We start from the raw sequence: 16,389 nt of genomic DNA, 5'->3' as shown, positions 1-16,389 counted from the left end.
CATGGCATGTCAAAAGCCTATAAAGAGGCCGGAGTGGATATCGAAGCGGGATATGATGCGGTTGAAAGAATGAAAAAACATGTGCTGAAAACGTCCCGTACAGGTGCAGCTGCTGTACTGGGCGGCTTTGGAGGAACATTTGACCTATCAGCACTAAATTATAAAAAGCCTGTGCTTGTATCCGGTACAGACGGCGTTGGAACAAAGCTGAAGCTTGCGTTCATGATGGACCGCCATGACACGATCGGCATCGATGCGGTTGCGATGTGCGTCAACGATATCCTTGCTCAAGGAGCGGAGCCGCTATTTTTCCTTGATTACATCGCTGTTGGAAAAGCGGATCCAGTTAAGATTGAAGCCATCGTTAAAGGCGTTGCAGACGGGTGCGAAGAAGCAGGGTGTGCTCTGATCGGCGGAGAAACAGCTGAAATGCCTGGACTTTATGATGAGAATGAATATGATCTTGCCGGATTTTCGGTTGGTGCAGCGGAGAAAGATGAACTGATTACAGGCGAGACCATCAAGCCGGGACACATGCTGATCGGACTTGTATCAAACGGCCTTCACAGTAACGGGTTCACACTTGTCCGCAAGGTGCTCCTTGAGGATGCGGGATTTGATGTGAACGAAACATATGGCGCGTTAACAGTGTCACTTGGCGAAGAGCTTTTGAATCCGACACGGATTTATGTTAAACCGGTACTGAAAGTATTGAAGAACGTGAAGGTTTCTGGCATGGCTCATATAACAGGCGGAGGTTTTATTGAAAACATTCCGCGCATGCTTCCAGAGGGCTGCGGAGCTGAAATCGATTATGGTTCATGGCCCATCCCAGCAATCTTTGACCTGCTGGAAGAAAAGGGTTCCCTTCATAAAGAGGAAATGTTCAATGTCTTCAATATGGGCATTGGCTTTGTGCTCGCCGTTCCTTACGAAAGCATGCTGGGAGCGATCCGCATACTTGAAGCACATGGAGAAAAAGCGTTTATCATCGGACGCGTGAAGGAAGGCCAGGGTGTAAGCTTTGGAGGAGGAAGCCTGGAATGAAAAAAGCAGCCATTTTTGCCTCAGGCAGCGGCTCTAATTTTCAGGCAATCGTGAATGCCGTAAAAGCAGGAAAGCTTTATGCAGAAATCGCACTGCTTGTTTGCGACAGGGAGGATGCCTATGTACTCGAACGTGCGAGACGTGAAGGCATTCCTGCCTTTTCGTTTAACCCAAAAAACTACGAAAACAAGGCAGCTTTTGAGAATGAGATTTTAGAAGAGTTAAAGGAGAGGGAAATCGGGTGGATTTTTCTTGCTGGTTACATGAGGCTGATCGGAGAGACACTGCTAAAAGCTTATCCGAATCGAATAGTGAACCTTCATCCTTCCATTTTGCCTTCTTTTCCAGGCAAAAATGCGATTGGGCAGGCTTTTGAAGCGGGTGTTAAACTGACAGGCCTTACCATTCATTTTGTTGACGAAGGAATGGACACAGGGCCTATTATCGCCCAGACTTCCATTGATATCAAAGAGTCAGATACACTTGAAAGTCTCACTGAACGGGTTCATGAAACAGAACACAGCTTTTTTCCTTATGTTCTGCAGCAATTACTTGACGACAAAATAAAGGTGGTTCCGAAATGACAATTAAACGTGCACTCATAAGCGTATCAAATAAGGAAAATATCGTAGAATTTGCAGAAAAACTTCTTGAACTTGGCGTAGAAATCATTTCAACAGGCGGCACAAAAAAATTGCTTCAGGAGAAAGGTTTAAAGGTCAGCGGTGTATCAGACGTTACCGGTTTTCCTGAAATCCTAGACGGCCGTGTCAAAACGCTCCATCCTTCCATTCATGGAGGCATTCTTGCAGTGAAATCTAATGATCAGCATATGGAGCAGCTGGCAGAAAACCATATCCAGCCGATCGATCTTGTGGCAGTGAACCTGTATCCCTTTAAAGAGACGATTTCTAAAGAAAACTTTACTTTTGAAGATGCGATTGAAAACATCGATATCGGCGGACCTGCGATGCTCCGTGCTTCTGCTAAAAATCATGAGCACGTAACCGTTGTGACAGATCCGGCTGACTACGAAACCATCCTTCGGCAGTTAAAAGAAAATCAGGAGGTTTCTCTTGAATTTAAACGGAAGCTTGCCGCAAAGGTTTTCCGCCACACAGCTGCCTATGATTCACTGATTGCTGGTTATTTAACGGAAATGGTTGGCGAAGAATCACCTGAATCCCTGACTGTAACGTTTGAGAAAAAGCAGACACTCCGCTATGGGGAAAATCCTCATCAGCAGGCTGCATTCTATCAAGCTCCTGTTTTAAAAGGAGGTTCCATTACAGATGCGATCCAGCTGCACGGAAAAGAGCTTTCCTATAACAATATTAAAGATGCGGATGCTGCCCTTCAGATTATCGGAGAGTTTGAGAAACCAGCAGCTGCAGCAGTGAAGCATATGAATCCATGCGGTGTCGGTACAGGAGAAACCATTTTTGAAGCGTATCAGCGCGCCTATGAAGCGGATCCTGTTTCCATCTTCGGCGGAATTGTAGCGCTGAACAGGGAAGTAGACAAGGTAACAGCAGAAAGACTTCACGAGATCTTCCTTGAGATCGTCATTGCACCGAGTTTTTCTGAAGAAGCACTCGCTATTCTAAAAGGGAAAAAGAACATTCGCCTGCTTACAGTTGATGCAGGAAAAGCAGCTGAAGGCGCCAAACAGCTCACTTCAGTCAGGGGAGGCCTGCTTGTACAGGAAGATGACATCCTTTCCTTTGAAGATGCAGCTGTATCCATTCCAACGAAAAGAGAACCGACAGAACAAGAGTGGAAGGATCTGAAACTCGCTTGGAAGGTTGTCAAGCATGTGAAATCCAATGCGATTGTGCTCGCGAAGGATGAAAGGACGGTCGGCGTTGGCGCAGGCCAAATGAACCGCGTCGGCTCTGCCAAAATTGCGATTGAACAGGCAGGCGAATATGCTGAAGGAAGTGCAATGGGATCGGACGCTTTCTTCCCAATGGGAGATACCGTAGAAGCAGCAGCAAAAGCAGGCGTAACGGCAATTATTCAGCCAGGCGGCTCCATCCGCGATGAAGAATCGATCAAAGCAGCAGACGAACACGGCATCACGATGGTATTCACTGGAGTCCGTCACTTTAAGCATTAAGAAAAATCGGCCATTTGCCGATTTTTCTTTTGAAATTGGGAGATATGGATCGATTTAAGGGGTAAAAACAGGACTGATGTGGTGCGGAGATTGGATTTTGAGGCGTGGACTGGGAATTTAGAGTGGATTTTTTGTTTTATGAGCGCTGACGGAGATTTAAGAGCCCACACGAAGATTTAAGAGCCCACACGGAGATTTAAGAGCGCTCAGAAAAATTCATGAGCTTTCACAGAGATTTAAGAGCGCTGACAGAGAATTTAAAAGCGCCTCAAGGTATACAGGCCTTCAAATAAAAAAAGTAACCGGCTCTTACATTCACAAGCACTTATTTTATGAAAGGCCAGCCATCAAAAAAATCCAAAATAAAGGAGCGGTAAGAATGAAAATACTCGTGATCGGCAAGGGCGGCAGAGAGCATGCGATTGCATGGAAGGCCGCTGAAAGCAAAAGCGTGACAAAGGTTTATGCAGCGCCTGGGAACGACGGGATGACGGATGTGGCGGAGCTTGTCAAATTAGAGGAAAATCAGACGCAGGAGCTCATAGCTTTTGCTAAGGCAGAAGAAATTGGCTTAACCATTGTCGGGCCTGAAGTTCCTTTAATGAATGGCATTGTGGATGAATTTCGAAAAGAGGGGCTGGCGATTTTCGGTCCTTCTAAAAGTGCTGCGAGAATTGAAGGCAGCAAACAGTTTGCCAAGGACCTGATGAAAAAATACAGCATACCGACTGCCAAGTATGAAGTGTTTCACAGCATGGAGGAAGCGAAACAGTATGTTCAGTTACAGGGCGCGCCAATTGTCATTAAAGCAGACGGGCTTGCAGCGGGAAAAGGTGTCGTTGTGGCAATGACGGAGGAAGAAGCTCTTGACTCTATTCAGCTTTTTCTAGGAGACAAAATCTTCGGCGAGGCTGGGAGTTCTGTCGTAATCGAGGAATTTCTTGAGGGAGAAGAATTCTCGTTGATGGCTTTTGTGCAGGATGAAAAAGTTTATCCGATGGTGATTGCACAGGATCACAAACGGGCGTTTGACGGAGATCAGGGGCCGAACACTGGCGGAATGGGTGCCTACTCACCAGTTCCCCAGATTCCTGAAGAAGTTGTTCAGCAGGCAGTCCATACCATTCTCAATCCGATGGCACAGGCGATGATCGACGAAGCCGCAGCCTTTTCAGGAGTTTTGTATGCAGGACTTATGCTGACAAAGGAAGGGCCAAAGGTGATTGAATTTAACGCGCGGTTCGGAGATCCAGAAGCACAGGTTGTTTTGCCAAGGATGAAGTCTGATTTAATTGACGTGCTGTTTGCTGTTATGAATAAGGAAAATAAAGAGATTGAGTGGAAGAATGAAGCAGCAGTGGGAGTTGTGCTCGCTTCAAAGGGGTATCCTGGAAGTTATGAAACGGGAAAAAATCTTGGAGAACTGAAGCTGCCTGAAGAATCTGCGGTTATTTTCCATTCCTGTACAAAAAGACAAGAGGGACAATTTGCTACAAACGGAGGAAGGGTTCTGACGGTAACAGCAGAGGGTGAGAGTCTTGAGGATGCACAGGCAAAAGCATATGATTCCATTCGAAAGCTGGGATCTCCGGACACTTTTTACCGCAGTGATATCGGCCATCGTGCCTTAAATGCAATAAAAAAGTAGGATTTTGATCGATTCATGGCGAAAACATCGGAAGGAGGTGCTGTAAATGAATGTGATTCAGCTTGATTCAAAGTGGTATTTGGATGCCGTAAGACTTTCAGAATATGCTTTTCAATATAAGGTGCCTGAAGAAAAATTGGAAGATAACTTCAGGATGATGGACAAGCATCACGAATTGTACGGAATTTTAGAAGGAAATGAACTTGCTGCAAAACTTCATTTTCTGCCGCTGGAAGTATTTTTTGCAGGAAAAAAAGTGAAAATGGGCGGGCTCGCTGGAGTTGCTACCTATCCGGAGTATAGAAGAAAAGGACTTGTAAAAGACATGCTCACCTTTACGCTTGAAAAGATGAAAAAGGAGGGCTATACGCTTTCCATGCTGCATCCTTTCAAGGTCTCGTTTTACCGTAAATATGGATGGGAGCTCTTTTCGCGCAGGCTGAAATCAACACTGACTTCTGATGATCTCGCTATTCAAAAACGAGTACCCGGCTCCGTCAAACGGTATACAAAAGAGTCTCATCACAGCGAGATTGAGCTTCTATACGATGTGTTTGCTGAAAAGTTTGCAGGCATGCTTGCCAGAGACAGGGAATGGTGGGAGCAATCGGTTTACAACGACAACTTTACTGCGGTGTATTACAATGCGGAAAACCAGCCAAAAGGATACATACTCTATCAAGTGAAAGACCGGAAAATGACAGTAAGCGAATTTGTTCCTTTGAATGAAGAAGCAAGACATGGCCTCTGGAACTTTATTTGCCAGCATGATTCTATGATCAAAGAGCTTGAAATGGTGACGCATGAGCACGAGCCTCTTTTCCACGCCTTGCCGGATCCAAGGTTCACCGCGGAAACAAGGCCTTATTTTATGGCGAGAATTGTCGATGCTGAAGCCTTTTTAAAGGAATATGAGTTTAAAGGAAAGGATATCCTTTTAAACGTAACAGATGACTATGCTCCTTGGAATACTGGTTCTTACTTAATCAGGCAGGGTGGAACGGCCAAAACAGAGCCTGTGAAAGAAAAAGGAATCAACCTTTCTATTAATTCTTTGGCTGCCATTCTGTTCGGATATCAAACTGTTTCGTCACTTGCTGAAATTGGCGAGATCACAGGAGATGAAGAAGAGATAAAGCGGTTTGAGGATAGTCTTCCTGGAAATAAGCCATTCTTTTATGATTTCTTTTAATCCATCGAAAAAGGACCTTTTCTGGTCCTTTTTTAAGCTCTTAATATAGTAAAATAGAAGACGGGAAAAACTCCCTTGAGTTAAAAAAAACAGACAGACTGACAACGATAAATCCGTACAGGAAACTCCGTATGGCTGTGAAGAGCAAGAATGAAGTTCTCTATTGCGTCATAGATAAAACCACATGCTTTCTTCAAAAGCAGCCACCTGGCACGCTTTTTTATCCATATTTTAACATGAAACAGCTTGCAGAGGGGTGTGTCACGAAAATGAGCAGAGCAGCAAAGGCAGGAATCATTACGTTAGTCATCGTATTAGTCCTCATAATTGGCGCAGTTATTTGGTATTTCAATACGGCTGCAGGGGAACGGACAATGAAGAATTTCAAATCAAATAACCTTGGGGGAATGGACCGTTCTGTCAAAATATACAGCAGTGACGGGAAACTGATCCGCGAGTACTCAGGCAAAATTGATATTCAGGATACGGAGTACGGAAACAAGGTTTTATTTGATGTGAATGGGAAGCGGGTAGTAATCTACAATGCAACCGTCATTACAGAGGAAAAATAGAAAAGTCACTCATTCGGGTGACTTTTCTTTCCCTTCTACAGCATATTTATAAAACTTTTTATCGACAGGTAGAATCAAAAAATTTCTGGGAGTTCTTCTTCGTTTATGGCAATGAATCCATTTTTTTCATAAAACCGGTGGGCAGCCAAGAACTGAGGGGTTGTGCCTAAATAGACAGTTTTAATCGTTTTTTCTTTTGCCCAGTTAAGAGCATGCTGCAATAACAGGCTCGCTGTTTTGTAGTGCGGCCCGCGGAATTCCTTCGCCACAAACATCTTTCTTAACGCCGCTTCCTGATTTCCTATATCCAAAAGACTGATCGTTCCAATGACTTTATTGCCGTAATGAGCGGTCCAAAAATTGCCGGAGCCTGTCTGATAAAACGTTTCAATCTCAAACAAATCGGGCTGGTCTTCCTTTGTGATCGGAATGTTGTATTCCTCCTGCTGAATAGGAAGAATCAGATCGATTACCCGGGACTGATCTTCTTTAGAAAATTCTCTTATGACAGGTTCACCAGTAAGCTTCACTTGAATGGATTTCACAACATTTTCTAAGTAGGAAGGCTGATGCGGAACAAAATCATTTTTGCTGATATGCTTGTCGATCGCCACTTTATTCCCGAGCTCGGTTTTGTGAAAGCCTATGGCACGAATTTCTTCTTTTTGTCCTAACCAAAGCTTGTAGAAGTCACTGAAATTCGCTTTTAGTATTCCAGAAACCTCTTCCTTTTGGAGCTTAAATTCATCTGCCGTTTCATTCATCCGGTACAAAAAAACGTGACACCACTCACGGTCAATGATTTCTTTTGTGGTGATGCTGTTTTCTATTACGCCAAGCGGTTCCAGATCGTCCATCGAAACGTCAATGCCTAACTCTTCCTGAACCTCTCTTATTCCGTCCTGAACTGTTTCATGGGCTAAAATGTGACCGGCGGCAGTAATATCAAGCAATCCCGGGAAATCCTTTTTAACCTCGCTTCTGATCTGAAAATAGATCATATCTGTTTCATTTTCTTTACTGACAAGCCAGCAATGAAACGTTTCATGCCAGTGTCCTTCTTCATGTATTTCACTTCTGGGAGCTGTTCCAAGAGGACGGCGGTTTTCATCCACTTTTGTAATCAGTTCTGTTTCCATATTGGGCTCCATTTCTTAGTCTTGTTGAGTTAAGTAATCAATCAATTGCTCATGATTCAGCTGTAAGTAGGATGGGAGTCTTTTCCTTGATAAAAGGGCATTATTGTATTTCTCAGGAATGTCTCCAGAAAAGGATTCTGCTTTTAAGGATTCATAGGAAACGTCTGTATATCCCCATCTGGATACGAGTGTTTTAATGAATTCGGAGTGGATCATGATATTGTTTGTGCCTAAATGAAAAATGCCGGAATGAGAGTGTGATATCAAATATTCAATTTGTCTTGATAGCATCACGTCTGTATTTCTGGTGGAATGCACATTGGAATAAACCTGAATGGTTTTTCCATCTTCAATGCTTTCAAGCAAAGCATTTATCCGCGGTGTCCGGTGACCGAGAATCTCAGGAATTCTTACAATCGTCAAGCGATCCCCCAAAATTTCAGTCATGGTCTTTTCGCATTCAATCTTAAATTTCCCATAATCACTGTCAGCCTTTGGCTCATCATCCTCGTAATGAGGCTGATCGGTTAGGCCATCAAATACATTGGACGTCGAGCAAAAAATCATTCTGCCGCCGTTTTCTTTTATATATTGTGATGTCTGGACATGAAACTTCAGTTGCTTGAGGAAATCACCCCTTAAACACATGATGACAGCATCAGGCCTAATTTTTGACAGGAGGCTCTGAAGCGATTCAAGCTGATCGATGGAGAGCTTGGATAATTTTTCGGGAGGTATATGAGCAAATTGGTTCTGAAAATAGGTACCATACACGTCATAGCTATTGTTTGTTAATGTTTGGGCGAGTGCCTGCCCTATGGTTCCGCTAATACCAAAAATGATGACCTTCATTTCCACTTCACGTCCAATCGTTTGATAAGGCTGTTTAAGTAAGGCTCTTTTCTTGAACATTGTTGCTTTCTCATCAATATAAGATAAACGCGGACTAATATACAGCTGCGAATTTTAAGAAAAGATGCCACGAAGTATGTTTCTATGCGGGTTCTAAGAAATTACGACTAGCAACATTCTATGCGAGAACAGCCTTAAGTAAAAGCTGGTGCTATTCGTAAAAGTAGCCTTTGCAAAAGCTTTTTCAGTGTATTCGATTTCTTTTTGGTTTTTCCTTTAGCCATAGATAAAAAAATACCTTCATGAAGCATAAAAAAACCGAAAGAATGCAATCATTCTTTCGGTTTCATAAGGATCTTTTCTTAAACTTTGTGTTTCTCCAATGAAAAAAAACCCGGTAGCATCGCCGGGTTTTCAGGAGCGTCCTTTCCGGACAAATAGAAATAGAATAGCAACAACTCCACCTATAAGAGCTGCGAAAATAAAGGACATATCAATAATATATTCAGTGAACATCGTATCACCTTTCTCTCTAAGAGACGTTACGAAGGGTTGTACGTATCCTTGCCGGTGGAAGAATTCGCTTCAGATTGGAATCCGGATTCTTCTTTTGATTCGGCAGCTCGCTGGAACATTAGAGTAACAGGACAGAAGCGAAGAATTCCTTCTCCTACCTTCATTGCTCCAAGCATAATTATAAGAAGGAGGGATTCTCTCCAGGGCTTTTTAGAATATTTGGCTCCGGCTACAGTAACAAGCGTCAATCCGACTGTGATGCGAATCAGCGCGTTAACGATTCCGATATTTGGTTTAATCATTTCAAAACCTCCAAAATGTTTTACAGTGACGAATTTCTGAAAATTGCATTTCTTTAATGCGTTAGCGAGTTAGCTGTGTTAACATAATAAAGAAACGTGAAAAAGGAGGATTGCTCCCTATGTCTGAAGAAAAATTCTATTGGAAAAGCAGCAAAATTCGCGAACAAATCGATATAGCATCCCAAAAAGCAGCGCCGACGATCCTCTTGAAAAATGGAACATGCTTAAATCCATACCTAAACCAGTGGCTTACAGCCAATATCTGGATTTATGAAGATAGAATTGTGTATGTTGGAGATGAACTTCCTGACCATACAGAAGGCACTGAAATTGTTGACTGCAAAGGGCAGTGGATTGTTCCGGGCTACATAGAACCGCATGCTCATCCATTTCAACTTTATAATCCCCATTCGCTTGCAAAGTATACAGGGGAGTTTGGCACAACAACACTAATCAACGACAACATGAACCTGATTTTAAATTGCGATAAAAAGAAAGCGCTTACCTTTATGAAGAGGTTTAAAAACCTGCCTGTACACACTTACTGGTGGGCAAGACTCGACCTTCAAACCGAAATACAGGATGAAGATAAATTGATGGCTCCCGACCAAATGAAGAATTGGATCGAAAATGATTGTGTGGTTCAGGGAGGAGAAATGACAGGCTGGCCAAGACTCTTGGCCGGGGATGATCTGATGCTGCATTATATTCAGGAAATCAAAAGGCAGAGAAAACGCATGGAAGGGCACTTTCCGGGGGCTTCAGAAAGCACGCTCACGAAAATGAAGCTTTTCGGAGCAGATGCTGACCACGAAGCAATGACTGGAGAAGAAGTACTGAACCGGCTGAAGCTCGGCTATCATGTTGCATTAAGGCATTCCTCCATCAGGCCGGATCTGCCTGTTTTGCTTGAGGATATGAAGAAGTTGAATATCACACACTTTGATCACCTCTTTTTTACAACAGACGGATCACCTCCGGCTTATTACGAGGAAGGCATGACAAATGTGCTCATTAAAATAGCGCTTGAACATGGAATCAGTCCAATGGATGCCTATAAAATGGCGAGCTTCAACATTGCTAACTATTATTCCATCGATCACTTGCTGGGATCTCTTACACCAGGAAGGTTTGCGACACTGAATATCCTGAGCAATCCAGAGGAGCCGCTTCCTGTATCAGTCCTTTCTAAAGGAGAGTGGCTGAAAAAGGGTGGCGGAGCTGTAAATGCTATGCCGAAAGTGAAATGGGAAGAGCTTGGTTTTTCGCCTCTGCAGCTTGATTGGGAGCTGACAGCAGATGATCTGCAGTTTTCCATGCCGATGGGGCTGAAAATGAAAAATGCGGTGATTATGGAGCCTTATACTGTCACCATAGATAGCTCCTTTGATGAACTGCCGATGGAGTCTGATGAATCGTTTTTAGCACTTATCGATAAAAAAGGAAAATGGCGGATCAACACAGTACTGAGAGGGTTTGCAAAAAATATTCATGGTTTTGCTAGCTCCTACTCTACATCTGGAGATATCATTTTAATAGGAAAAAATAAGAAAGCCATGCTGGCTGCATTCAAGAGGATGAACGAAATAGGCGGCGGCATTGTGCTAACCGCAGGCAAAGAGGTGCTTCATGAAATTCCGCTTCATCTAAATGGAGGAGCTTCAGCTCTTGACATGCCGATTCTCATAGAACAGGTTAGAAAACTGGATTATTTACTGAGGGAGAGAGGCTACAGGTTTGATGATCCAATCTATTCCCTGTTTTTTCTATCATCAACACATCTGCCATATATCAGGATTACTCCAAGAGGCATCTACGACGTTAAGAAAAAAACGATACTCTTTCCGTCGATAATGCGTTAAAATAGGAAAGTATAGAAATAATGAGGCTGGTTAAAAAATGAATAAGAAACTTTTATTTATTATTTTAGCGGCGCTAGTAGCGTTAAGCGCTTGCAATAAAGCAGAAGAGAAGCCATCTCCTGAAAGAGAAACCGGTATTTCAGAAAAAAGCCGCATCGAAAACAAAAGCTTTCCTGTAAGCCCGCTTACTGGATTAAAGGCTGATCAGACGGATCACAGGCCTATAGCCGTTGTGATCAATAATCATACAAAGGCGCGCCCTCAATCAGGGATTTCTGAAGCAGATGTGGTTTATGAAATGCTGGCAGAAGGAAATGTAACGAGGTTTCTGGCTATTTTCCAAAGCCATAAGCCTAAGATTATCGGCCCAGTCCGAAGTGCAAGAGAATACTTTGTTGATCTAAGCAAAGGATACGACGCCTTGTTAATTTGTCACGGATGGAGTCCAAGCGCTAAGAAAAAGCTCGAAGCAGGTGAAGCAGATTACCTGAACGGATTATTTTACGATGGTACTCTTTTCAAACGGGATTTATCCAGAAAAGCACCGCATAACTCGTATATCTCATTTGTGAATATTCAAAAAGGTGCTCTGGAAAAACATTTTTCGTTTGTGGAGAAAGTTGAGCCATTGCCGTTTTCCGCTTCTGCCGAAAGTGAAGGAAGCCAAAAAGAATCAGCCCCTCATGTCTATGTTCAGTACAGCAAAGATGATGCTTACAACTCCCTTTATCAATATGACTCGAATAAAGGGAAGTACATACGCTCAAGCGGCGGTGTACAAACGGAAGACAGAGAAACTCATCAGCCTATCACGATTGATAATCTGCTCATTGCAGAAATGCAGCATAAAGTCACTGACAGTGCAGGCAGACGGGAAATTGATCTAACCTCTGGAGGAAAAGGCTTGCTCTTTCAAAAAGGATCCTACCGGAAAATTGAATGGAAAAACTATAACGGAAGAATCCTTCCTTATCTTAATAATAAAATCGTCCCGTTTGTTCCGGGGAAGACATGGATCAATATTGTTCCAAGCCTCGAGAAAGACATTCTGTTTGGACAAAGGAGAATAGCACATGCAAATTGAAAAACTACGAGGAAAAGAACTCGACCAGCTTTTTGAGTCGATTTTATCTTTAAAAGATCTTGAAGAATGCTATCGATTTTTTGACGATCTTTGCACAGTAAATGAAATTCAGTCATTGGCACAGCGCCTTGAAGTAGCAAGAATGCTTCGCGAAGGCAACACTTATCATAAAATTGAAACTCAAACAGGTGCAAGCACGGCTACGATCTCAAGAGTGAAGCGCTGCCTTAATTATGGAAATGATGCCTATACAATGGCACTTGACCGCGTTCACAAACAGCCGAGCGAGTCTTGAGGAAAGCGGAAAGAAAGGTCCAAAATGCAAAAGTGCATTTTGGACCTTTTTTTCGCAACAAGCACTTAGCTTGCGGATTTTGAACAAGAGGATCAGTGGTGTAAAAAGGTTCCGGCTCGTAGAATTAGGAGTTTGGACAGAAGGTAGCCCTCTTTGGACAGTTAAACCGCTGTTCCTGACAGTAAGCTCTTTTATAAGGAAAAAATAATCGTGAAAATTCTATTATCGGGCTTTAAAAGACAGGAATAAATACGAGGCAGCTAGTCTCAGTTAGAACCTTGCTCCTTTTGGTGAAAAAAGAGTTTAAAAAAAGGTGAAAAAGTGACGTTTATAAGCAGGTTCATTAACCTTGTCCCTCCAGTTCGCATTTGCCATTTCAACCATTAAGCTAAATCTAAAGAAAAAGTTAAACGTGAAAATCCCCTTGCAACACCTCAAAAGTCAGAAATGAACTCCCGTTTTTTTTCACATCCGCTTCTATATGTCATTTATCAAGTTTAGAAAAACAGAATAACTCAATTTTCCACTGCTTAGAAATTTCAGCCAGTGATGTTCCTGCTTAGTGAATTTGATATAATAAACGAATGGAAAAGCTCTTTTCTTTCTTTTGAAAAGAGATTGGAGGTATTTATGTACGATGTTAAAGAATGGCGCCATGTGTTTAAGCTCGATCCCGATAAAGAGATCAGCGATGAACAGCTGGAGCTTGTTTGTGAATCAGGCACTGATGCCGTTATTATTGGCGGAAGTGATAATATAAATGAGGAGAATGTGCTGAATTTAATGGCCCGCGTTCGCCGTTATCTGCTTCCCTGTGTCCTGGAAGTGTCAGCTATTGAGGCCATTGTGCCAGGATTTGATTTGTATTTCATCCCAACAGTATTTAATAGCCGTGATCCGAAATGGATAGTGAATTTACATAAAGAGGCTGTCAAAGAGTTCGGAGAGCTGATGAATTGGGAAGAATTGATTGTAGAAGGCTATTGCATCTTAAATCCTGATTGCAAAGCAGCAGCGATGACCGACGCTGAAACGGAATTGACAGCAGACGATGTAAAGGCATATGCCCAAATTGCTGAGAGGTTTTTCTCCTTGCCTATCTTTTATCTGGAATACAGCGGAGCTTATGGAGATCCACAGCTTGTAAAGGAGACGAAATCCGTTTTGAAGAACACAAGGCTGTTTTACGGGGGTGGCATTGAGAGAGCAGAACAGGCTAAGGAAATGTCCGAGTTTGCTGATACAGTCGTTGTAGGAAATATCATTTATACCAATTTTGAAGCAGCACTTAGCACAGTCACCGTTTTAAAAGACTGATTGCATAAGGCTCTTTTCATAAAAATTTGTTATTTTTTCATCTCCATCCGTGAATACAGATCATGAATATACATCTGGAAATTTTAAGAAAAGATGCCGCGAAGCCTATAATTTGTGTATTTTTTATGCCCATACAAATAGCAGCTATCTTAGCGGAGACAGCCTTGCATTAAGGACTGCTGTCAAGCTATTCTAATATATAAGAACATATGTTTGATATAGGATGTGAAACTATGCAATTCATTACAAATCAATTATTGAACGGGCTGAATGAAATGCAGCAAAAAGCGGTAAAGGCAACAGACGGACCGCTTTTAATCATGGCCGGGGCAGGAAGCGGAAAGACAAGAGTGCTGACCCACAGAATTGCCTATCTCATGGTGGAAAAACGGGTAGCCCCTTGGAATATTCTTGCGATTACATTCACCAATAAAGCTGCAAGAGAGATGAAGGAGCGGATTTCGACCCTGCTCGGCCCTGGTGCTGATGAAATCTGGATTTCAACATTCCACTCCATGTGTGTGCGCATTTTAAGAAGAGATATTGACCGTATCGGCTTTAATCGGAACTTTACCATACTTGACTCAAGCGACCAGCTGTCTGTCATCAAAACGATTTTAAAAGAGCGGAACCTAGACCCTAAAAAATTTGACCCGAGAACACTCCTCGGTGCGATCAGCTCTGCGAAAAATGAGCTGAAAACGCCTGAGGATTATGAGAAAACGGTTGGCGGCATGTTTGAACAAGTCGTTAATACCGTTTATCAGGACTATCAGAAAAAACTGCGGAAAAATCAGTCGCTCGATTTCGATGACTTGATTATGACGACAATCAAGCTGTTTCAGAGAGTGCCCGAAGTTCTTGAATATTACCAGCGCAAGTTCCAATACATTCACGTTGATGAGTATCAGGATACAAACAGAGCGCAGTATATGCTTATTAAAATGCTCGCATCCCGCTTCCAGAACCTTTGTGTAGTAGGGGATTCAGACCAGTCCATTTACAGGTGGAGGGGAGCGGATATTGCGAACATCCTCTCATTTGAAAAGGATTATGCACAGGCAGAAGTCATTCTTCTGGAACAAAATTACCGTTCCACACAAAGAATTCTGCAGGCAGCCAATGAAGTCATTAAAAACAATGCCAACCGGAAAGCGAAAAATCTGTGGACAGAAAACCTTGAAGGACAGAAAATCTTCTATTACCGTGCAGACTCGGAGGCCGTTGAAGGCCAGTTCGTTGCAGGAAGAATCAAGCAGCTCTCAGACAGCGGTTCAAGGAAGCTATCAGATATTGCCATTTTATACAGAACAAACGCCCAGTCCCGTGTAATAGAGGAAATATTGCTGAAGTCAAATATCAACTACACCATCGTTGGCGGTATCAAGTTCTATGACAGAAAAGAGATCAAGGATCTTTTAGCTTATTTAAGACTTGTATCCAATCCTGATGATGATATCAGCTTTGCCCGCATCGTAAACGTTCCGAAAAGAGGTGTCGGGGCCACTTCTGTTGATAAAATTGCTGCCTATGCAGCGGAGCATGATCTCTCTTTCTTCCAGGCAATTTCTGAGATTGAGCATATTGGTGTCAGCGGACGCGCCATTAATGCTCTGACAGAATTCAAAGCGTTAATTCAAAACCTGGTTAACATGCAGGATTATCTGACGGTTACTGAGCTGACAGAAGAAATTCTTGATAAGTCAGGGTATAGGGAAATGCTGAAAGCAGAAAAAACAATCGAATCCCAAAGCAGGCTGGAAAACATCGATGAGTTTTTATCCGTTACGCAAAACTTTGAAAAACAAAACGAAGAAGATAAGAGTCTTGTCGGCTTTTTAACAGACCTTGCTTTAGTGGCAGATATTGATCAGCTTGATAAGGATGATACAGGCAAGCAGGATGCCATTACCTTGATGACTCTCCACTCTGCCAAAGGGCTTGAATTCCCGGTAGTCTTTTTGATCGGCCTTGAGGAAGGTGTCTTCCCGCACAGCAGATCTCTTATGGAAGAAGCGGAAATGGAAGAGGAAAGACGGCTTGCTTATGTTGGGATCACCCGTGCTGAGCAGGAGCTTTACATGACCAATGCACAGATGCGGACTCTTTATGGCCGTACTAACATGAACCCTGAATCACGTTTTATCGGCGAGATTCCGGAAACACTAATAGAGAATTTAAATGAAAAAACAGATAAACAGCTGCACAACCCGTACAAGCGTCCGGAAAAAAGACCGCCTGTATCCAGACCTGCTTCAACAGGTGGAGACGGCATTGACTGGTCTGTCGGAGATAAAGCCGAGCATAAAAAATGGGGTACCGGAACAGTTGTTAGCGTAAAAGGAGAAGGTGAAGGCAGGGAGCTTGATATTGCATTCCCGAGTCCTACAGGCGTGAAACGGCTTATGGCGAAATTTGCGCCGATAACGAAAGTGTAGATTGAA

At 42.9% G+C, this 16,389-nt stretch carries 14 protein-coding genes and 2 pseudogenes; 11 read left to right on the top strand and 5 right to left on the bottom strand.

Annotated features, from left to right (window positions below):
• The first annotated feature begins 6 nt into the window (after positions 1-6).
• The 6 genes from purM (at position 7) to ACOT8F_RS18215 (ending at position 6,578) form a co-directional block, all read left to right on the top strand.
• Entirely contained in the window at positions 7-1,047 is a 1,041-nt protein-coding gene (purM, locus tag ACOT8F_RS18240; RefSeq protein ID WP_421653367.1) for a phosphoribosylformylglycinamidine cyclo-ligase, read from the top strand.
• On the top strand, positions 1,044-1,631 hold the full coding sequence (gene purN / locus ACOT8F_RS18235) for a phosphoribosylglycinamide formyltransferase (RefSeq protein ID WP_421653366.1): 588 nt from the start codon (positions 1,044-1,046) through the stop codon (positions 1,629-1,631). The genes purM and purN overlap by 4 nt, the downstream gene beginning before the upstream one ends.
• A complete protein-coding gene (gene purH, locus ACOT8F_RS18230) occupies positions 1,628-3,166 on the top strand; it encodes a bifunctional phosphoribosylaminoimidazolecarboxamide formyltransferase/IMP cyclohydrolase (protein WP_421653365.1) in 1,539 nt (512 codons plus the stop codon). Before purN ends, purH begins: the two co-directional genes overlap by 4 nt.
• Positions 3,167-3,545: 379 nt before the next feature.
• Positions 3,546-4,814: a phosphoribosylamine--glycine ligase gene (gene purD, locus ACOT8F_RS18225; RefSeq protein WP_421653364.1), complete on the top strand. Its 1,269-nt coding sequence runs from the start codon at positions 3,546-3,548 to the stop codon at positions 4,812-4,814.
• 46 nt (positions 4,815-4,860) lie between these two features.
• Positions 4,861-6,006 carry a GNAT family N-acetyltransferase gene (locus ACOT8F_RS18220; RefSeq protein WP_421653363.1) on the top strand — a complete coding sequence of 382 codons (1,146 nt, stop codon included), beginning with the start codon at positions 4,861-4,863 and terminating at the stop codon, positions 6,004-6,006.
• A 269-nt stretch (positions 6,007-6,275) separates the two neighbouring features.
• Complete coding sequence (locus ACOT8F_RS18215) at positions 6,276-6,578, top strand: hypothetical protein (RefSeq protein WP_421653362.1); 303 nt, start codon at positions 6,276-6,278, stop codon at positions 6,576-6,578.
• A gap of 9 nt (positions 6,579-6,587) precedes the next feature.
• Here ACOT8F_RS18215 and ACOT8F_RS18210 read toward each other — a convergent pair.
• The 5 genes and pseudogenes from ACOT8F_RS18210 to ACOT8F_RS18190 form a co-directional block, all read right to left on the bottom strand.
• Positions 6,588-7,084 (bottom strand): annotated as a pseudogene (locus tag ACOT8F_RS18210) (GNAT family N-acetyltransferase).
• Positions 7,085-7,300: 216 nt separating this feature from the next.
• Positions 7,301-7,717, bottom strand: a pseudogene (locus tag ACOT8F_RS18205) (NUDIX hydrolase); the annotation flags it as partial.
• Positions 7,718-7,732: 15 nt separating this feature from the next.
• Positions 7,733-8,629, bottom strand: coding sequence for a sugar nucleotide-binding protein (locus tag ACOT8F_RS18200; protein WP_421653361.1), 897 nt, complete (start codon positions 8,627-8,629; stop codon positions 7,733-7,735).
• 354 nt (positions 8,630-8,983) lie between these two features.
• The gene (locus ACOT8F_RS18195; protein ID WP_421653360.1) at positions 8,984-9,085 is read right to left on the bottom strand and encodes an EYxxD motif small membrane protein; all 102 of its coding nucleotides are present in this window, start codon (positions 9,083-9,085) and stop codon (positions 8,984-8,986) included.
• A 26-nt stretch (positions 9,086-9,111) separates the two neighbouring features.
• Entirely contained in the window at positions 9,112-9,387 is a 276-nt protein-coding gene (locus ACOT8F_RS18190) for a YgaP family membrane protein (protein WP_421653359.1), read from the bottom strand.
• 119 nt (positions 9,388-9,506) lie between these two features.
• Between ACOT8F_RS18190 and ACOT8F_RS18185 the strand changes: the two genes are divergently transcribed.
• The 5 genes from ACOT8F_RS18185 to pcrA all read left to right on the top strand — a co-directional run bounded on the left by ACOT8F_RS18185 (position 9,507) and on the right by pcrA (position 16,383).
• On the top strand, positions 9,507-11,249 hold the full coding sequence (locus tag ACOT8F_RS18185; protein WP_421653358.1) for an adenine deaminase C-terminal domain-containing protein: 1,743 nt from the start codon (positions 9,507-9,509) through the stop codon (positions 11,247-11,249).
• Positions 11,250-11,286: 37 nt separating this feature from the next.
• Complete coding sequence (locus ACOT8F_RS18180; protein ID WP_421653357.1) at positions 11,287-12,333, top strand: DUF3048 domain-containing protein; 1,047 nt, start codon at positions 11,287-11,289, stop codon at positions 12,331-12,333.
• The gene (locus tag ACOT8F_RS18175) at positions 12,323-12,628 is read left to right on the top strand and encodes a YerC/YecD family TrpR-related protein (RefSeq protein WP_421653356.1); all 306 of its coding nucleotides are present in this window, start codon (positions 12,323-12,325) and stop codon (positions 12,626-12,628) included. The genes ACOT8F_RS18180 and ACOT8F_RS18175 overlap by 11 nt, the downstream gene beginning before the upstream one ends.
• A gap of 630 nt (positions 12,629-13,258) precedes the next feature.
• The gene (gene pcrB, locus ACOT8F_RS18170) at positions 13,259-13,945 is read left to right on the top strand and encodes a heptaprenylglyceryl phosphate synthase (RefSeq protein WP_421653355.1); all 687 of its coding nucleotides are present in this window, start codon (positions 13,259-13,261) and stop codon (positions 13,943-13,945) included.
• A 233-nt stretch (positions 13,946-14,178) separates the two neighbouring features.
• The gene (pcrA, locus tag ACOT8F_RS18165; protein WP_421653354.1) at positions 14,179-16,383 is read left to right on the top strand and encodes a DNA helicase PcrA; all 2,205 of its coding nucleotides are present in this window, start codon (positions 14,179-14,181) and stop codon (positions 16,381-16,383) included.
• Positions 16,384-16,389 lie beyond the last annotated feature (6 nt).

Origin of the sequence: Chryseobacillus diguaensis, assembly GCF_049220665.1 — a bacterium.
Taxonomy (GTDB): domain Bacteria; phylum Bacillota; class Bacilli; order Bacillales; family Bacillaceae; genus Metabacillus_B.
This window is presented reverse-complemented; position numbering and strand designations above follow the sequence as displayed.

Bases quoted from the DNA above. Each gene is read 5' to 3' on its own strand.
- ACOT8F_RS18220 (WP_421653363.1), top strand. From the start codon at position 4,861: ATGAATGTGATTCAGCTTGATTCAAAGTGGTATTTGGATGCCGTAAGA.
- ACOT8F_RS18215 (WP_421653362.1), top strand. From the start codon at position 6,276: ATGAGCAGAGCAGCAAAGGCAGGAATCATTACGTTAGTCATCGTATTA.
- ACOT8F_RS18195 (WP_421653360.1), bottom strand. From the start codon at position 9,085: ATGTTCACTGAATATATTATTGATATGTCCTTTATTTTCGCAGCTCTT.
- ACOT8F_RS18200 (WP_421653361.1), bottom strand. From the start codon at position 8,629: ATGTTCAAGAAAAGAGCCTTACTTAAACAGCCTTATCAAACGATTGGA.
- pcrA (WP_421653354.1), top strand. From the start codon at position 14,179: ATGCAATTCATTACAAATCAATTATTGAACGGGCTGAATGAAATGCAG.
- purM (WP_421653367.1), top strand. From the start codon at position 7: ATGTCAAAAGCCTATAAAGAGGCCGGAGTGGATATCGAAGCGGGATAT.
- ACOT8F_RS18175 (WP_421653356.1), top strand. From the start codon at position 12,323: ATGCAAATTGAAAAACTACGAGGAAAAGAACTCGACCAGCTTTTTGAG.
- purH (WP_421653365.1), top strand. From the start codon at position 1,628: ATGACAATTAAACGTGCACTCATAAGCGTATCAAATAAGGAAAATATC.
- pcrB (WP_421653355.1), top strand. From the start codon at position 13,259: ATGTACGATGTTAAAGAATGGCGCCATGTGTTTAAGCTCGATCCCGAT.
- purD (WP_421653364.1), top strand. From the start codon at position 3,546: ATGAAAATACTCGTGATCGGCAAGGGCGGCAGAGAGCATGCGATTGCA.
- purN (WP_421653366.1), top strand. From the start codon at position 1,044: ATGAAAAAAGCAGCCATTTTTGCCTCAGGCAGCGGCTCTAATTTTCAG.
- ACOT8F_RS18190 (WP_421653359.1), bottom strand. From the start codon at position 9,387: ATGATTAAACCAAATATCGGAATCGTTAACGCGCTGATTCGCATCACA.
- ACOT8F_RS18185 (WP_421653358.1), top strand. From the start codon at position 9,507: ATGTCTGAAGAAAAATTCTATTGGAAAAGCAGCAAAATTCGCGAACAA.
- ACOT8F_RS18180 (WP_421653357.1), top strand. From the start codon at position 11,287: ATGAATAAGAAACTTTTATTTATTATTTTAGCGGCGCTAGTAGCGTTA.